Genomic DNA, 15068 nt, shown 5'->3' with positions numbered 1-15068 from the left:
GCGCTTGATTTTTCGTCACCTGAAGTAGCCATTTGAGTAAAGTACTATTCCGTGTTGATAATAATAACACGGAGATAAAATGACTGATAAACGCTATGGCATTGATGATTTACCGGTAGAAATTGAGCTGGATATTCCCCTGGACACTAACAACGCTCCTGGAGTTGTTGCTGCTGTAGGGTGGATTTTATTCGTTGTTGGCTTTGCTACCATGGTGTTTGGCCCTGAGACCATCCATTATAACCGTCTTCCCGGTATGACGTTCTGGCAGTTTATACAAGCCTACCCGGGCCCCATTACTTCTGTAGGTGTGTTGGTTTTAAGCATGAGCAGCTATCTTAAATCATCACATTTGAAGGCGCAGACAGAAACTCTGCTCGCTGTGATAGATGAAAAGACCAATATTCAGGAAGAAGAGATACCGCCAGGGAAACAGTTGGACATCAAGATTATTGATTACGGCAAGCTTTATATACAGCTGATAGATGAAGAATCGGCTTCGGACGAAATTTCGAACCAGACCGACAGTAACCCGCAATCCTGAGCATCAAAAAACAGCCCCTTTCGGGGCTGTTTTTATGTACAACGTCTGTTTTTAGAAGTTAAGACCCATACCAATGGTGTAGGCCCAGGCACCGTCGTCAAAGTTGTTTTCGGCGCTGTCGCCATCATCAAACAGGAACTGGTATTCAGCGCGGGCCTGTACGAAGGTAGAAGGCAGCACATAATACTTGAGACCGGCTTCCAGACCGGCAATGCCGGTATCATTGACGCCGTCACCATAAATACCACCCAGAGACGCACCCACAAACGGGCGGGCAGCACCCTGACCAAAGTGGTAGTCGGCAAACACGCTGGTGCTGCCGTTCCAGACATCATCACCATTTTCTACACTGGCGTAGTTAACGGACTGACGCAGACCCACCAGGGTTCTGTCGGACAGATACCAGCCGTAATCACCAATGACACCGGCGCTGCCGTTATCGAAATCCTTGCTGCTTTTACCAGTACCGGAGAGAGAGAACTCACGGTCACCTTCGCTTGGGCCAATGGAATGGCCGCCGTGCATGTTGGCCATGGCCAGAGCAGGCAGAAGCGTGGCACCAATTACTACGGCCAGGGGAGCTTTTTTCAGCATTTTCATTATCACACCTCGGATTAATCACTGTTTTCAATCAAGCACTTGCTGCTGTCGATCCTTGTTATTTAATCCTTGCCACATGCTGCAGCCAGCAAACCTGCAGCCACTTCAGTGTAGAAGCTGTAATAAAAATTTGTCGGTTTTTTGATATTCAGTCTGACAAAACTCGTCGGTGGCGATTCGTTTGACACAGCTTTTGGCCCTGGCTGCTATATTTTTTGACAGGCGTTTATTGCCTTTCCTGAGGGTAACTACATGAATGAACAGGACATAGCACTGCTGTGGCAACAGTTTGAGAAGAGCCTGTATGAAACTGGAGAAGCCCTGGGACTGGAAGGGCTGAACTGGCAGGAGCTGCTTATCTATGGTGTTGGCCAGCTGCTGGTAACCCTGATGATAGTGCTGCTGTTTGGCATTCTGTATATGCTGGGCCGCACTGTGCTGCGCTGGGTGCTGGGGCGACTTGGCCATGGTGAGGCACCGTTTCGTACCGGTATTGTGTTGTTGCGCTATTTGCTGGGGCTGGCCATGGTGGTGGCGGTGCTGGCGCAGTTTGGTGCCGAGCAGGGCGTGTTAAAGGGCACTGCCCGTGCCGGCCTGATGGCGCTGTCGTTTTATCTGGTGTGGGCGCTGCTGTCGCGTGGCCTGATTAATCGCCTGTCACGCCGTCATCTGGACTCTTCACTGGTGCAGCTGTGCAAAAATACCCTGTCGGTCACATTAATGGCGCTGGGGGCCATTACGGTGATGGCGCAGTTCGGGTTTGATGTGCTGTCTATTATTGCCGGTCTGGGCATAGTGGGCATAGCGGTGGGCTTTGCGGCTCAGTCTACGCTGTCCAATTTTATTGCCGGTATTATGCTGCTGATAGAGCGGCCTTTTCGTATTGGCGACTGGGTTTGTATTCATGGCCAGGAAGGCAGAGTGGTACGGATTGCCTTCAGAACCACCTGGCTGCGCACCCGTGACAATGTGTTCACCATGATCCCCAACGACAGTGTGGCCACGTCAGATATTGTGAACTTCAGCGCCGAGGGCGCAACCCGCATTCGCATTCCGCTGAGAGTAGGGCTGAACGAGCCCATAGCACGGGTGCGCAGTGTGATTATGCCTATTTTACAGGCGCATCCCAGGGCCATTAATAATGAGATGTTATCGTCCAGAGTGCAGATGCGAGAGCTGGCAGACTCTGCCCAGATCCTGAGTGCCCAGGTGTGGGTCAGTGCTCAGGACGTGGAAGTGAAAGGTCGCATTTCCTGTGAGTTGCTGGAGTCCATTCGCGTGGCGCTGGCCGAGGCAGGCATTGACATTCCGGTGCCACACCTGCAACTTCAACAGGCCAGAACCAATACCAACCAACACCAAGAGGAATAAAGGATGCGCAAGGGGTTATTTGCATTGCTGTTACTGCTGACGGCTTGTGCCGGCAAACCGGATGGCATTACGCCGGTATCGGGTTTTGAGCTTAACCGCTATCTGGGCACCTGGTATGAAATTGCCCGGCTGGATCACAGTTTTGAGCGGGGGCTGGAGCAAGTAACCGCCGAGTACAGCCTGCGTGATGATGGCGGTGTAAAAGTGATTAACCGTGGTTTTGATGCCGCAAACAATGAATGGAAGGAAGCAGAGGGCAAGGCCTATTTTGTAGACAGCCCTGATACGGCACACCTTAAGGTGTCTTTTTTCGGGCCTTTTTATGGTGCTTATGTGGTGTTTGCGCTGGATGACGACTATCAGCATGCGCTGGTGTCGGGCCCGAACCGGGACTATTTATGGTTGCTGGCGCGCACCCCTGAACTGGATCCCGCGGTGCAGCAAGCCTTGCTGGAAAAGGCCGCTGACGCCGGTTTTGATACCGATAAGCTGATCTTTGTATCTCATCGGGAATAGTTTATGCCAACATACAATTGCAGCCCTGAAATAGGCTAACAAATCGCCTCCTGAGCTGACGTCACAAGTTCAGGGGCGAATACTGGCAAGTACCTCAGGCCGGCCTGTTAACGGGAAAGCCAGGATCAGTGCTTCACCGGCGGCAGGAAAGCGGCTGGTCAGTGCCGAGATATTAACCTGATGGCTGATCATCACAATGGGCAGGCCGGGCTCCAGCCCGGTAATAAACTGTTTGAGTTGCTCGGTTTGCGCCGAACGACGTTCGCGGGTCAGGAAAAATGAGTTCAGCGCAGGAGCGGGCTCAACCTCTCCCACGTTCAGTAATCTGGCGGTTTCAAGTGCACGGCAAAACTGGCTGCTGTATACCCTTGCCTCGGTAATGCCGTGCCGGCGCAGCCGCTCTCCCCAGTCTCCGGCTTCCCGTTTGCCTTGCTCATCAAGATTACGCTGAGTGCTGCAGTCGTTCAGAATGACGGCGGTAGCCACGCCGTTTCCGGGGGCATGGGTGTGACGCATAAGTAACATGGCGTTGCCATCCTTCAGGGCCTGCCAGGCACTGGCATCGTCCGCGTTAACAGCAAGTGGTAACAGCAGCAGTAACAGTAATATTTTCAGAAACATTCCGTATCCTCTTTGCCGGTGGCCGCATAACGGCCATTGTGCTTGCGATTACAAAAATGACCGGAATTTCCGGGGTTGCTTCTCAGCGGCTGTATCAGCCCGGAATTTCATTCAGCGTGGACGCCAGCTCGTCTGCCAGCTGCTCCCAGCCCGCCGCCAGTGCCCGTACCAGCTCGGGATAGCCGTCTGCCCGGAGCGGAGATTCAATGCTGAAGGCGCGCTGTTTCAGCAGTTTTTTTTCTTGATCAAGGATCTGCCAGTGGCCACGGATCAGGGCTACACCGTCATAGTGCCCTTGAAAGCGATCCAGCCTCAGCCTTACTTCACGCACAGGCAAGGCATGCTGCGGCTGACCGCGCTGAATAATCTGAGACTCGGGCAGCGCAGACTGAAGCCGGTGAATCAGCAACTGGCGCAATTGAGCGGGCAGGGGCTCTGCCCACAAGTGATTGCGTGCCTGGTGAACTTCAATGCTGCTGATCTGCATAACAACGCCGTCACTGTCGAGAAAGGCAGCAGTATCAAGCGGGGCAACCATCACCGACAGTCTGGCTGAATACTGCTCGGCGGCCGGGCTTTCCGGCAGCAGGTAGTCGGCCTGGCCGGCGCTGTTATCGGAGCCAGCACAGCCAGCCAGGGTGAGTGCCAGCAGTACCGGGGCTAGATGTTTCATGTGTTTTTTGAGCATTATCTGGCCGCCTTTGGTTGAGGATCCTGAGTGGGTTTACGGTCAAAGATCAGGGCATTGGGCTGATCGTTCAGCGTGCGCAGCACCGGCTGCATATCTGCCATCAGTTTTTCCAGCCGTGACAGAGTCCGGGTCAGCTCGTTATAGCCTTGTGAGTCGGGAGCAAAGCCCTCAAGCGTATGACTGAGCTGGCGCAGGGTCTGGTTAACATTGGCGGGCAGCTCAGTGGTCGCCGGATCTGCCAGCAGCCGGTCAACCGAGGCGGCAATGCGGTTTATTTTCTCCATGGTCTGCTCAGTGCTTGCCAGGGTTTTGTTCAGGTTGTCGACTACCGGCTCTATGTTCAGGTTGTTGAATTTGTCGAGCAGGTTAGACACTTTTTGCTCAATCTGGGCAAAGCTGCCCGAGGTGGTGGGAAACACGCGGCGCTGCACAAAGGTCATTTTCTCAAATGCCGGCACTTCCTTATGAAAATTAAGATCCACAAACAGGGCGCCGGTCAGCAGGTTGCCGGCTTTTAATGAGGCCCGCATACCGTGGCTGAACATACGTTCAAAGCGGGCATACCATTGGTCCTCATCAATGGTCTGCAGTTCGTTGTCGAAACGCTGGGGCTCAATACGGATTAATACCGGAATGGCAAACCGGCTGAGAGAGTCGGGTTGTGGCGCGGTAAACTGCCAGGGTACGCTGACCACAGAGCCAATGCGCACACCGCGATACTCTACCGGTGCACCGGGCTCCAGCCCTCTGACCGTATCGTCTACCAGCAGCACATATTCCAGATATTGATCATAACTGCCTTCATTGGCGCTTTCTTCATCGGCAAACAGCGTATAGCTGGCGTTGGCTCTGGCCTTTTTTCCCATAGGGGTATTTTCCGGTACGCCAAAGGTAATACCGCCACCCACCAGTGATTCCAGTGAGCCGACTTTTACGCGAAAGCCCTGAGAGTCGAGCCGCATATCAATGCCACCACTGGTCCAGAAACGGGTAGTGGTAGTGACCAGCGAGTCATAGGGGGCCTGAATATACAGGCGAAGCTGCATTTCCCGCTTTTCGGCATCAAACTCGCTGTGCTCAACCCGGCCCACTGTATATCCCTGATAAGTCACCGGATCTCCCGTGCTGATGGCATTGCCCACCTGACTGACAAGGTTAATGCGAATGCCGGCGGCGTCGGGCGGGGCTACCGGAGGCTGATCCAGCACCTGAAAGCGGCGCAGAGACTCTTTGCTGTTGCCCGGCAGCAGTTGTATGTAGGCACCGGAAAGCACGGTATTCAGCCCGCTGATGCCTTCCCGGCCAATGCGCGGCTTGACCACCCAGAACCGGGTTTCGGTATTAAGCATATCCTCAGCCTGGGGACTCATGCGGGCGGTGATTACCGCGTGTTGCAGATCGTCTGACAGATTGACCTTCTCAACCCGGCCCACTTCTACATTGCGGGTTTTTATCAGGGTCTTGCCGGCTTCAATGCCTTCTGCGTTATCCATCACCAATGTAATGGACGGCCCCAGTTTGCTGAGGTTGTCATAGATCATCCAGGCACCGATGAGCACGGCCACCAGCGGGACTATCCAGATGGGCGACAGCGAGCGCTGGGTTTTACGCTCAGCGCGGGAAGACTCAGGCATGATTGGATTCCTTGGAGTTATCATTATTTTTCGGGTTGGCACCGACCCAGATACTGCGCTGATCAAACAGCATGGCGGCCAGCATGGTCAGGATTACCACAGCTGCAAAGGCAAGGGCGGCAGGGCCGGGCTCGATAGACATCAGATTGCCGTTGCGAATAAGGGCGACCAGAATGGCCACCACGAATACATCCACCATGGACCAGCGGCCCACAAACTCGGTAATGCGATAGAGCCGAATGCGATTCATGCGGTTAAGCCCCGCTTTTTCCTGCTTCACCACATAACACAGCCACAGCAGTGCCAGAATTTTACTCACCGGCACCAGCACACTGGCAGTGAAAATAATAAAGGCAATGGGCCAGTCACCGTGCTGAATAAACAACAGCACACCGCCAATAATGGTAGAAGGCGAGCTGCTGCCCAGGGAGGTCGTTACCATAATGGGATACAGGTTGGCAGGCAGATACATCACAATAGCAGCGGCCAGCAGTGCCAGGGTGGCCTGATTGTTAATGCCATGCCAGGGATGCAGGGGCTCGTCGCAGCGGCGGCAGCGAGGTTTACGCGTTTGTGCAATATCATTGACCAGGCCACAGGTGTCACAGCCGCACAGGTTTTGCTCACTGGCGGTGAGGCCGGCCCGGGTGCCCGGCGGCGCCATGCCTGTGCGATCTAACGAAAACCATAGCCAGTCCTTGTCCACTGACTGAGTGGTTTTAAGCAGCAGAACAGCGAAACCACAGAAGGTCCAGAATGACAGCCCCAGTTCTATTTCAGCCATGCCGACCACCTTGATCAGGCTGACCAGGGTGCCAATCACAAATACATCCGCCATCATCCAGGGAGAAACATGACGCAGGGTACGCGCAATTTGCGGGCTGCGGGGCAGCGGATGTCCCAACAGCATGCCAATGCACAGCCAGCACACGCTGAGCAGATAAACCAGCGGCAGAATAATGACTGTGAGCAGCACACACAGGGCCACCAGTGGCTGATGCAGGCCAATAAGCGTTGATGCACTCTCGGTCAGCTCAATGCGGTTACCGATGCCGCTGAACTCAAAGCCGATAAAGGGAAAGGCCACCGACAGCGCCAGGGTGATAAGAGTTGCCAGCGCCAGAGCCAGAGAACGCTCTGCCGGATTGGCATGACGACGTACCAGGGTATGTCCGCAGCGGGGACAGTCAGCTTTTTGCCCCGGCGATAATGACGGCAGGGCCACCACCAGATCGCACTCATGGCATACCCGCAACCGGCGGCGGGAAATCAATGGCCGGCGGTCGGAACATGAAACTGGCTGCTGCTGAGGGCGATGCGTGCTCAAAGATGACCTAATGCAAATAAAATCAGTGCCTTGATACTACGATAGTTACCTATCAGTAATAAAGTCGAATCACACCCCTGTACATATAATCTTCACTTAGCAACACAGATCACATTTTTAGTCATGTTTTGGTACCGCTGCCGATAAGATGAATGTGTCATGACGGTTTGATGACAATGTTGTAATAAATTGAAAAGGAGAGCATGCAAGCGTGTTGCGTAATATAAATATTGGCCTGAGGGCTGCCCTGTCGTTTGGTGTGATTGGCGCACTGATGTTGATTCTGGGCATGCTCAGTATTCTGCAGCTGGACAGGCTTAATGATCAAATAACCATACTGTCGATGCATCGGGTTCCCAGCCTGACAGCCGTAGAAAATATTGATAAGGAATTTCTTCGCATTCGTCTGCACAGCCTGGCGCTGGCAAATTCGGCCGAGCCGGACAAACGGGCCGAATCCCGGGCCAATCTGGAAGCGGCCAAACGCAAGCTTGCTGAGTTTAAACGTGAATATGACGGTTTGGCGCAAATGCCGGAAGTGCGTGAGTTGCTGCAGCGTTTTGAAACCGTGGAAGCGCGCTACTGGCAGGCCAACGAACGCATTATGCGTCAGGCCGAGCGAGGCGATCTGGCCGGTGCCAACCTGGCGTCGCGGCTGGAGCTGGCTCCCCTGGCCGAGCAGCTGGCCGATCTGCTGCGTGAGCTGAATCAGGTACAGCATCAGCGCATTGACCAGACCAATACTGAAACCGATGAGGTTTATGCTCTGTCGCGTAATGCGATAGTTGGCTTGCTGCTGCTGGCGCTGGCGGGTATGAGCGTGCTGGCTCTGCTGCTGACCCGCAGTATAGTGCACCCGATCAGCGATGCAGTAAAAGTAGCCAAAGTCATTGCCGGTGGTGATTTGACCTGGCCGGTAAACGTGGAAGGGAATGATGAGCCTGCCCGCCTGCTGCAGTCATTGCAGCAAATGCAGAACAGCCTGAAAGAAACAGTGCGGCTTATCAGCGACTCCTCTCATCAGCTTGCTTCTACCTCCGAGCAGCTCAGCTCGGTGACAGAAGCGTCGACCAGAGGCCTGCATCAGCAAAGCCAGGAGCTGGAGCAGGCCGCTACCGCGGTTACCGAAATGACCACAGCAGTAGAAGAGGTGGCGCGCAATGCGTCCAGTACATCCCGTGAGTCGGAGCTGGCGGATGAGCGTGCTCAGTTCGGCCGGGACCGGGTGGGCCAGACGGTCACTTCAATTGAAGGCCTGGCCGGTGAAATTGGCGAAACCATGGGTAATATAGAGAGTCTGGCGGTGCGGGTAAATGACATCACCACAGTGCTGGATGTGATCCGGGCCATTGCCGATCAGACCAACCTGCTGGCACTGAACGCTGCCATTGAAGCTGCCCGGGCCGGTGAGTCGGGCCGCGGTTTTGCGGTGGTAGCCGATGAAGTCAGGGCGCTGGCATATCGCACTCAGGAGTCGACCAAGGAAATTGAACAGATGATCCAGGCGGTGCAGCAAGGATCTCAGAATGCGGTTATTGCCATGAAGAGCAGCAATGAGCGTACCAGCGGCACTCTTAATATTGCCCGTGAGGCCGGTGAAGCGCTGGCGCAGATTGCCACCAGCATTGCCGGTATTAATGATCGCAATATCGCCATTGCCAGTGCGGCGGAAGAGCAGGCGCATGTGTCGCGGGAAGTGGATGGCAATCTGGTGAATATCAGGGATCTGTCGGTACAGAGTGCGGCCGGTGCCAACCAGACCAGTGCTTCCAGCCAGGAGCTGGCGCGCCTTGCCGGTGAGCTGAACAGTCTGGTCAGCCGCTTTGTGATTTAAGCACAATTCTTACCGCAATAAAAAAGCCCCGCTGTGCGGGGCTTTTTGCTGTCAGCGGCGTACCTGCTTACAGTACGGCAGCAATGCCGTCGCACAGAGCGTCGATATTGGCCTTGGTAATACCGGCCACACTGATACGGCCGGAGCCAACAATGTAGATACCAAACTCGTCTTTCAGGCGGGCTACCTGCTCTTTGGACAGACCCGAGAACGAGAACATGCCATTTTGACGGGCAATAAAGCTGAAGTCCTGATTAACACCACGGGCGGCCAGCTTCTCCACAAACAGGGTGCGCATTTCCTGAATGCGGTCGCGCATTTCCTTGAGCTCGGCCTGCCAGTCGGCATACAGCTCAGGATCGTTGGCGACCATGGCCACCACGTTGGCACCATGAGACGGCGGGTTGGAGTAGTTGGCGCGAATAATGGCTTTCACCTGGCTGAAGCTGGTATTGGCGGTGTCTTCATCAGCGGCAACCAGGGTAAAGGCACCCACACGCTCGTTGTAGAGGCCGAAGTTCTTGGAAAAAGAACTGGCAATCAGCAACTCGGCATTGTGTTTGGCAAACTCACGCAGGCCATAGGCGTCTTCTTCCGTACCCTGAGCAAAGCCCTGGTAGGCAAAGTCGAACATGGGCAGCCAGCCCTTGTCGGCGGCCAGTTTGGCCAGTTGCTGCCACTGCGCCTGAGTGGGATCAATGCCGGTAGGGTTGTGGCAGCAGCCGTGGAACAGCACCACATCACCGGCTTTGGCATCTTCCAGGCTGGCGAGCATGGCGTCAAAGTCGAGATCCTTGGTGTCGGCGTTATAGTAGCCGTATTCTTTTACTTCAAGGCCGGCTGCGGTAAACACGGCTCTGTGGTTGGCCCAGGTAGGATTGGAGATCCAGATGGTGTTGGTGTCCAGCTGACGGGCAATAAACTCGCCGGCAATGCGCAGGGCACCAGTGCCGCCCGGTGCCTGAGCGGTGCGGGCACGTTTGTCGGCAATAATGGCGGCACCATCACCAAACAGCAGCTTCTGTACTACCTGACCATAGGCCTCAATGCCTTCTATGCTGAGATAGTTTTTGGTGGTTTGCTCTTGCACCAGGCGGGCTTCAGCCTTTTTGACACAGCGCAGTACCGGGGTCTGACCGGCTTCGTCTTTGTAGATACCTACGCCCAGATTGATTTTATCGGTACGGGCATCTTTGCGGAACGCATCGGTCAGACCCAGAATAGGATCCGCCGGAGCAGCAGTGACCTTCTCAAACATAGTGTTGTCAATTCCTTCTTGATAAAAGCGAATGTGATCGCAAAGCGATGCCTTTTAGTTATATCACTTGCACCGGTAGTAAAAAAAGGGCTGCTGTTGCATAAATTATGCTGGTGCTGTCAGCGCCGGCCGCACCAGTAACCAATAGCTGGCCAGCGCCAGCCAGGCGCACAGGCTCATCACCAGGGTCATGGGCAGGGCAGAAAGGGCATGGCTGGCATTGACCGCAAAGGTGGCCAGCGCACCCAGACCAAAGCGCACTGTGCCGGCCAGCGCCGAGGCAGTGCCTGCCGACTCGGGAAAATGACTGAGCAGCCCGGCCATGGAATTGGCCCCCACCAGACTGATTTGCGCTATCAGCAGCATAATGGCGGGCACCAGCCCCCACAGACCACCGATGCCGGTGATGCCAAAAAACAGCAGCGCCATCGCCGCTACCGCCGCCAGTATCAGGCCGGTTTTCAGCAGACGATCACTGCCCAGGTGTTTTACCAGCCGGCTGTTGGCAAAGGTCAGCACCATCATCAGCACTATGTTCAGGGCAAACAGCAGACCATAGCGCTCGGGAGGGACACCATACAACTCGATATAGACCAGCGGCGAGCCGGAAATAAACGCAAACATGGCGGCGGTAGTGAGACCGCCACAGCCAATGTAACCCAGGGCGGCGCGATGGCGCAGCACCCGGCTGTAGTTCTGCAGCACCGGCCAGATACGAAACGATTGCCGGTGCTCGGGCTTTAAGGTTTCCGGAATGCGCAACGCCAGCGCGACCGAGACCAGGGCACCAATGACTGCCAGCAGCACAAAAATGCTGTGCCAGTGCCCCACCAGCAACAGATAGCCGCCAATAATGGGAGCCACCAGCGGTGCCAGTGTCATCACCAGAATGACCATGGACATGACTCTGGCGAACATGTCCCGCTCAAACATGTCTCTGAGCAGCGCGTTGAGCACCACAGATCCGGCGGCCCCGCCCAGTGCCTGCAGCAACCGAAAGGTCATCAGGGTTTCAATGCTGTTAGCAAAGGCACAGCCCAGGCTTGCCAGGGTAAACAGCGCCAGTCCGCCGAGCATCACCGGCTTGCGCCCGGTGGCATCGGCCAGCGGCCCGTAAAACAGCTGGCCCAGCGCAAAGCCGGCCAGATAAACACTGATGGTCAGCTGTGCCTGTGACACGGGCACACCCAGATCTTCAGCAATGGTGGGCAGGCTGGGGAGATACATGTCGATGGCAAGGGGCGTCAGCCCGGCCAGGCTTGCCAGCAGCAACAGTAATGAAAGGGGCAGCGCCATTTCGGGCTCCAGCAGTTACAAAAGAAACATTATGCCATGATAACACTGCCACTCAGCAGTATGTCAGGGCTGATACGGATAAATATGCAGCCGCGGAATCAAGGGCTCACCGCCAATGCGCGCACTGCGTCGCTTGCGGGTGTTTGCGGGAGGATAGTTTCCCAACGGCGTGACTGCCGGCAGTTCATCCTGGCACAATATCAGCGGCAGGTGCGCCTTGAATTGCTGCTGACGGGGTGTGAGCTGTTCATGCCAGCGCACATTGACCATGGGATGGGTTTTGACTGGCCGGCGCAGGCGCAGTTCAATGTGAGCGGGCAGACGTTTTACATCGTAAATTTCACGGTCGATACATTGCAGCCAGGTGTGCTCATCCACCAGCGGAGGAGGGGAGAGCCGGCTTTGCATAAGTTGCTCCACCAGTTTTATCTTGTCTACCTTCTGAATAATTTGCTTGTTGGCCCAGGTAAAGCCTAGCCGTGAAGCGGTATGGGGCAGCAGCGTGAGCTGACGATATACCTGCAGGGTGATCAGACCCGGAAAGGTGTCGTGCACCAGAGTGAACTTTTTGTCTTTGTCGTCCAGTCGCTGTACCAGAGCACGAAAGGTCTGCTTAAGGTGATTCACCTCTTCTACCAGAGGAGCGATGACTGAGTGGCTGGCTGCAGGGAGCAGCACAAAGCCCGGCAGCCGAAAGCTGGCTTTGGCGGAGCAACCGGGCGAGATATGCCAGCGGCCAAAGGCGGCAAGGGCTGCATCAAGGGCAGGAAGGCCGGCCATGTGTTCTTCTATGGTGATGATCTCTACCGGCTCGTGCTCTTTGCCCGTGGGTGTTTGCGGCAGCAACCAGGCGGCAGCTACCGGCGCTGATCCTGCCTGCTGGCGCAGGTGCTGGTTAAGCTCTGCCAGAGCCAGCTCCAGTTGATCCATGGTGTGACGTAATTCGGCGGCCAGAGTAAACATAAGTTATGCCAACATACAAATATAAGCTTTTAATCTAATACAGATCGGCGTTGTTTGCCAGTAAGCCAGCACAAAAAAAGCCAGGTACGAAATCCGTGTACCTGGCTCAGGGGAATGGCTCATTGACTGAGCCGTGCGCTAAGAGAACGCCAGACAGGCGCTCCCTTTACAAATTTTAGCCTTTAATAGCAGGGCTGCCAGTTAACCCTTGAAATAACAGGGATGCTTGTTTACTGTATGTTTATACAGATAAGGAGTCCACTATGGCTGTAGAAGTTCAATATCGTGTTGTGCGTAATGGGATTGAGAAGATGATCTTCACCAACAAAAAAGAAGCCGATGCCTATGACCGGCTGCTCGATCAGGCTGAACATATCGAAACCGTGCTGGAAGGGGCACCGGTCGCACTTAACGAGCAAGACAGGGAAGCGCTGGCGCTGTATCTGGCAGAAAACCAGCAGGCGCTGGCGGGATCCAAGAAAAAGCCGGTAAAAGCTGCCGGCAAGCAGAGCACTGATGCCGGCAATGAAGATAACAAGGCAGTAAAGGCCGTTGCCTGATCAGCTGTACAGGGTGCGATATAACCCCGGCTGGTCGAGCAACTCATGATGAGTGCCCGACTGACTGATTTTTCCGTCTTCAAATACGATTACCCTGTCTGCCTGGCGTACTGAACTTAACCGGTGCGCCACTATCAGGGTGGTGCGGCCTTTAAGAAAACCGGACATGGCCTGATGCAGCCGCTGCTCGGTATCGGTATCCAGCGCCGAGGTGGCCTCATCCAGAATCACAATGGCGGGGTCTTTCAGGATCATGCGGGCCACTGCCAGCCGCTGTTGTTGCCCGCCCGAGAGCCGTACTCCCCGCCGGCCCACTTCCGTATCCAGGCCCTTGTCCATGGCCGCTACGACCTCATCAAGCTGTGCCACCTTCAGTGCCTGCCAGATGGCATCATCATGGTGTTCGTCACCCAGATTCAGGTTGGCCCGCACCGTATCGTTAAATAGCACCGGCTGCTGCAGCACGGTGGCCACATGCTCGCGAATGGTGGAAAAGCCAATATCCTTGCAGCTGACACCGCCAAAACGAATATCGCCGCTGTCGGCAGGGTAAAGCCCCAGCAACAGCTGAATAAAAGTGGACTTGCCACCACCACTGGCACCCACCAGAGCGACCTTTTCACCGGCGGCAATGCTCAGGCTTACGTCATCCAGCACTTTTCGTTCACCATCGTACGAAAAGCTCAGATGATTGACATCAATGGGCAGGGTAGTGGTGCCGGTAAAAGGATTAACGCGGCCCTGACTCTCAGGCTCGCCGCCCAGTGCCAGCATGCTGTTAATGCGTTTACGAGCGGCATCGGCGGCATAGAAGGAATACTGCATATTGAGCAACTCCTGTACCGGCCCCATCATAAACCAGAGGTAGCTGAACACCGCAAAGATCTGACCTACAGTAAGATCGGTAAACAACACCATGATCATGCCAACGGCCCGAAATAACTCCACCCCGGACAGAAACAGCAGAAAACTGGCCTTTCCGGCTGCTTCGCTTTTCCAGTGATATTCAATGGCGGTATCCCGTACGCCACGGGCCCTGTCGATGACCCGGCGCAGATAGTGGCGCTCCCGGTTGGCCGCACGAATTTCCTGAATGCCGTCCAGGGTTTCTACCAGCGCCTGCTGAAACAGCTCAAAAGCCTTGTTCTCATTGCGTTTGAGATACTTTACCTTTGAGCCGAGCCGGCTCGAAAAAAACACTACCACAGGGTTAAGCAGCAGAATAAACAGCCCCAGCTGCCAGTTCAGCAGCAACAGCACCACGGCAGTGCCTATCACACTCAGCAGGCTTATCAGCAGCCGGCTCAGGGTTTCGCCCAGAAATTTGTCAAGAGTTTCCACATCGGTGATGTAGTGGGAGCTGACACTGCCTGCCCCCACAGATTCAAAGGTGCGCATGGGCGTGCGCATCAGCTGGCGGGTAAGACGCTGGCGGATCTGAAAGGTAATGTGTTTGGCTACCCGGGCAAACTGCCGGCCCTGCAAAATATTGAATACCAGGGCCATAACGCGCAGCAACAGTGTCACCACCAGCACCGCTAAAATATACCCCACTCCGGTCTGCCAGTTGTCAGGCAATATGGGGTTCAGGGCTGCAATCAGGCTGCCGGGTTGCTCAAGCAGCACTTCGTCTACCAGCAATGGCATCAGCAGGGGAACAGGCACCGCCAGCAGGGTGCCGGCAATGGCCAGCAGGTGGGCTCTGATCAGCTGTTTTTTATGTCGCCGCATCATGCTGATCAGGCCGGACCAGTGCAAAACCCGGCTGTTTGAATCTTTTTTATCCATTCATCACCATCTTTGGTTTTCATTTGCCCGAAGGGGAGGTAAGTTAACCCAAAACCGTTAACTCT

The 15068-nt window shown here is 55.0% G+C and carries 14 protein-coding genes; 5 read left to right on the top strand and 9 right to left on the bottom strand.

Going from position 1 to position 15068, the window contains the following annotated elements:
• The first annotated feature begins 79 nt into the window (after positions 1–79).
• Positions 80–544: a hypothetical protein gene (locus G364_RS16875; protein WP_019935354.1), complete on the top strand. Its 465-nt coding sequence runs from the start codon at positions 80–82 to the stop codon at positions 542–544.
• Between the two features lie 51 nt (positions 545–595).
• Here the strand turns inward: G364_RS16875 and G364_RS0111810 are convergent, their stop codons facing one another.
• A complete protein-coding gene (locus tag G364_RS0111810) occupies positions 596–1144 on the bottom strand; it encodes an OmpA family protein (protein ID WP_019935353.1) in 549 nt (182 codons plus the stop codon).
• Positions 1145–1396: 252 nt separating this feature from the next.
• On the opposite strand from G364_RS0111810, the gene G364_RS0111805 reads away from it, so the two are divergent.
• A complete protein-coding gene (locus tag G364_RS0111805; protein WP_019935352.1) occupies positions 1397–2515 on the top strand; it encodes a mechanosensitive ion channel family protein in 1119 nt (372 codons plus the stop codon).
• 3 nt (positions 2516–2518) lie between these two features.
• Positions 2519–3031, top strand: a complete 513-nt coding sequence (locus G364_RS0111800; protein ID WP_019935351.1) for a lipocalin family protein — start codon at positions 2519–2521, stop codon at positions 3029–3031.
• A gap of 69 nt (positions 3032–3100) precedes the next feature.
• On the opposite strand, the gene G364_RS0111795 is transcribed toward G364_RS0111800, so the two are convergent.
• The 4 genes from G364_RS0111795 to G364_RS16520 form a co-directional block, all read right to left on the bottom strand.
• Positions 3101–3652: a histidine phosphatase family protein gene (locus G364_RS0111795; RefSeq protein WP_019935350.1), complete on the bottom strand. Its 552-nt coding sequence runs from the start codon at positions 3650–3652 to the stop codon at positions 3101–3103.
• Positions 3653–3746: 94 nt separating this feature from the next.
• Positions 3747–4340, bottom strand: a complete 594-nt coding sequence (locus tag G364_RS0111790; protein ID WP_019935349.1) for a PqiC family protein — start codon at positions 4338–4340, stop codon at positions 3747–3749.
• Entirely contained in the window at positions 4340–5977 is a 1638-nt protein-coding gene (pqiB, locus tag G364_RS0111785; RefSeq protein WP_019935348.1) for an intermembrane transport protein PqiB, read from the bottom strand. The genes G364_RS0111790 and pqiB overlap by 1 nt, the downstream gene beginning before the upstream one ends.
• Positions 5970–7304 carry a paraquat-inducible protein A gene (locus G364_RS16520; protein WP_156816503.1) on the bottom strand — a complete coding sequence of 445 codons (1335 nt, stop codon included), beginning with the start codon at positions 7302–7304 and terminating at the stop codon, positions 5970–5972. Before G364_RS16520 ends, pqiB begins: the two co-directional genes overlap by 8 nt.
• 211 nt (positions 7305–7515) lie before the next feature.
• On the opposite strand from G364_RS16520, the gene G364_RS0111775 reads away from it, so the two are divergent.
• On the top strand, positions 7516–9138 hold the full coding sequence (locus G364_RS0111775) for a methyl-accepting chemotaxis protein (RefSeq protein WP_019935346.1): 1623 nt from the start codon (positions 7516–7518) through the stop codon (positions 9136–9138).
• A gap of 67 nt (positions 9139–9205) precedes the next feature.
• Here G364_RS0111775 and G364_RS0111770 read toward each other — a convergent pair whose 3' ends face one another.
• The 3 genes from G364_RS0111770 to G364_RS0111760 all read right to left on the bottom strand — a co-directional run bounded on the left by G364_RS0111770 (position 9206) and on the right by G364_RS0111760 (position 12655).
• Positions 9206–10396: an amino acid aminotransferase gene (locus G364_RS0111770; protein ID WP_019935345.1), complete on the bottom strand. Its 1191-nt coding sequence runs from the start codon at positions 10394–10396 to the stop codon at positions 9206–9208.
• A gap of 105 nt (positions 10397–10501) precedes the next feature.
• Entirely contained in the window at positions 10502–11692 is a 1191-nt protein-coding gene (locus tag G364_RS0111765; protein ID WP_019935344.1) for a Bcr/CflA family multidrug efflux MFS transporter, read from the bottom strand.
• A 63-nt stretch (positions 11693–11755) separates the two neighbouring features.
• The gene (locus G364_RS0111760) at positions 11756–12655 is read right to left on the bottom strand and encodes a DNA replication terminus site-binding protein (RefSeq protein WP_019935343.1); all 900 of its coding nucleotides are present in this window, start codon (positions 12653–12655) and stop codon (positions 11756–11758) included.
• 263 nt (positions 12656–12918) lie between these two features.
• On the opposite strand from G364_RS0111760, the gene G364_RS0111755 reads away from it, so the two are divergent.
• Positions 12919–13215 carry a YebG family protein gene (locus G364_RS0111755; protein ID WP_019935342.1) on the top strand — a complete coding sequence of 99 codons (297 nt, stop codon included), beginning with the start codon at positions 12919–12921 and terminating at the stop codon, positions 13213–13215.
• Here the strand turns inward: G364_RS0111755 and G364_RS0111750 are convergent, their stop codons facing one another.
• Complete coding sequence (locus G364_RS0111750) at positions 13216–15003, bottom strand: ABC transporter ATP-binding protein (protein WP_019935341.1); 1788 nt, start codon at positions 15001–15003, stop codon at positions 13216–13218.
• Positions 15004–15068 lie beyond the last annotated feature (65 nt).

The organism is Oceanimonas smirnovii ATCC BAA-899 (assembly GCF_000381965.1).
In the GTDB taxonomy this organism is placed as follows: Bacteria; Pseudomonadota; Gammaproteobacteria; order Enterobacterales; family Aeromonadaceae; genus Oceanimonas; species Oceanimonas smirnovii.
Note: the sequence above shows the minus strand (reverse complement) of the source record. Positions and strands in the feature narration are given on the sequence as shown.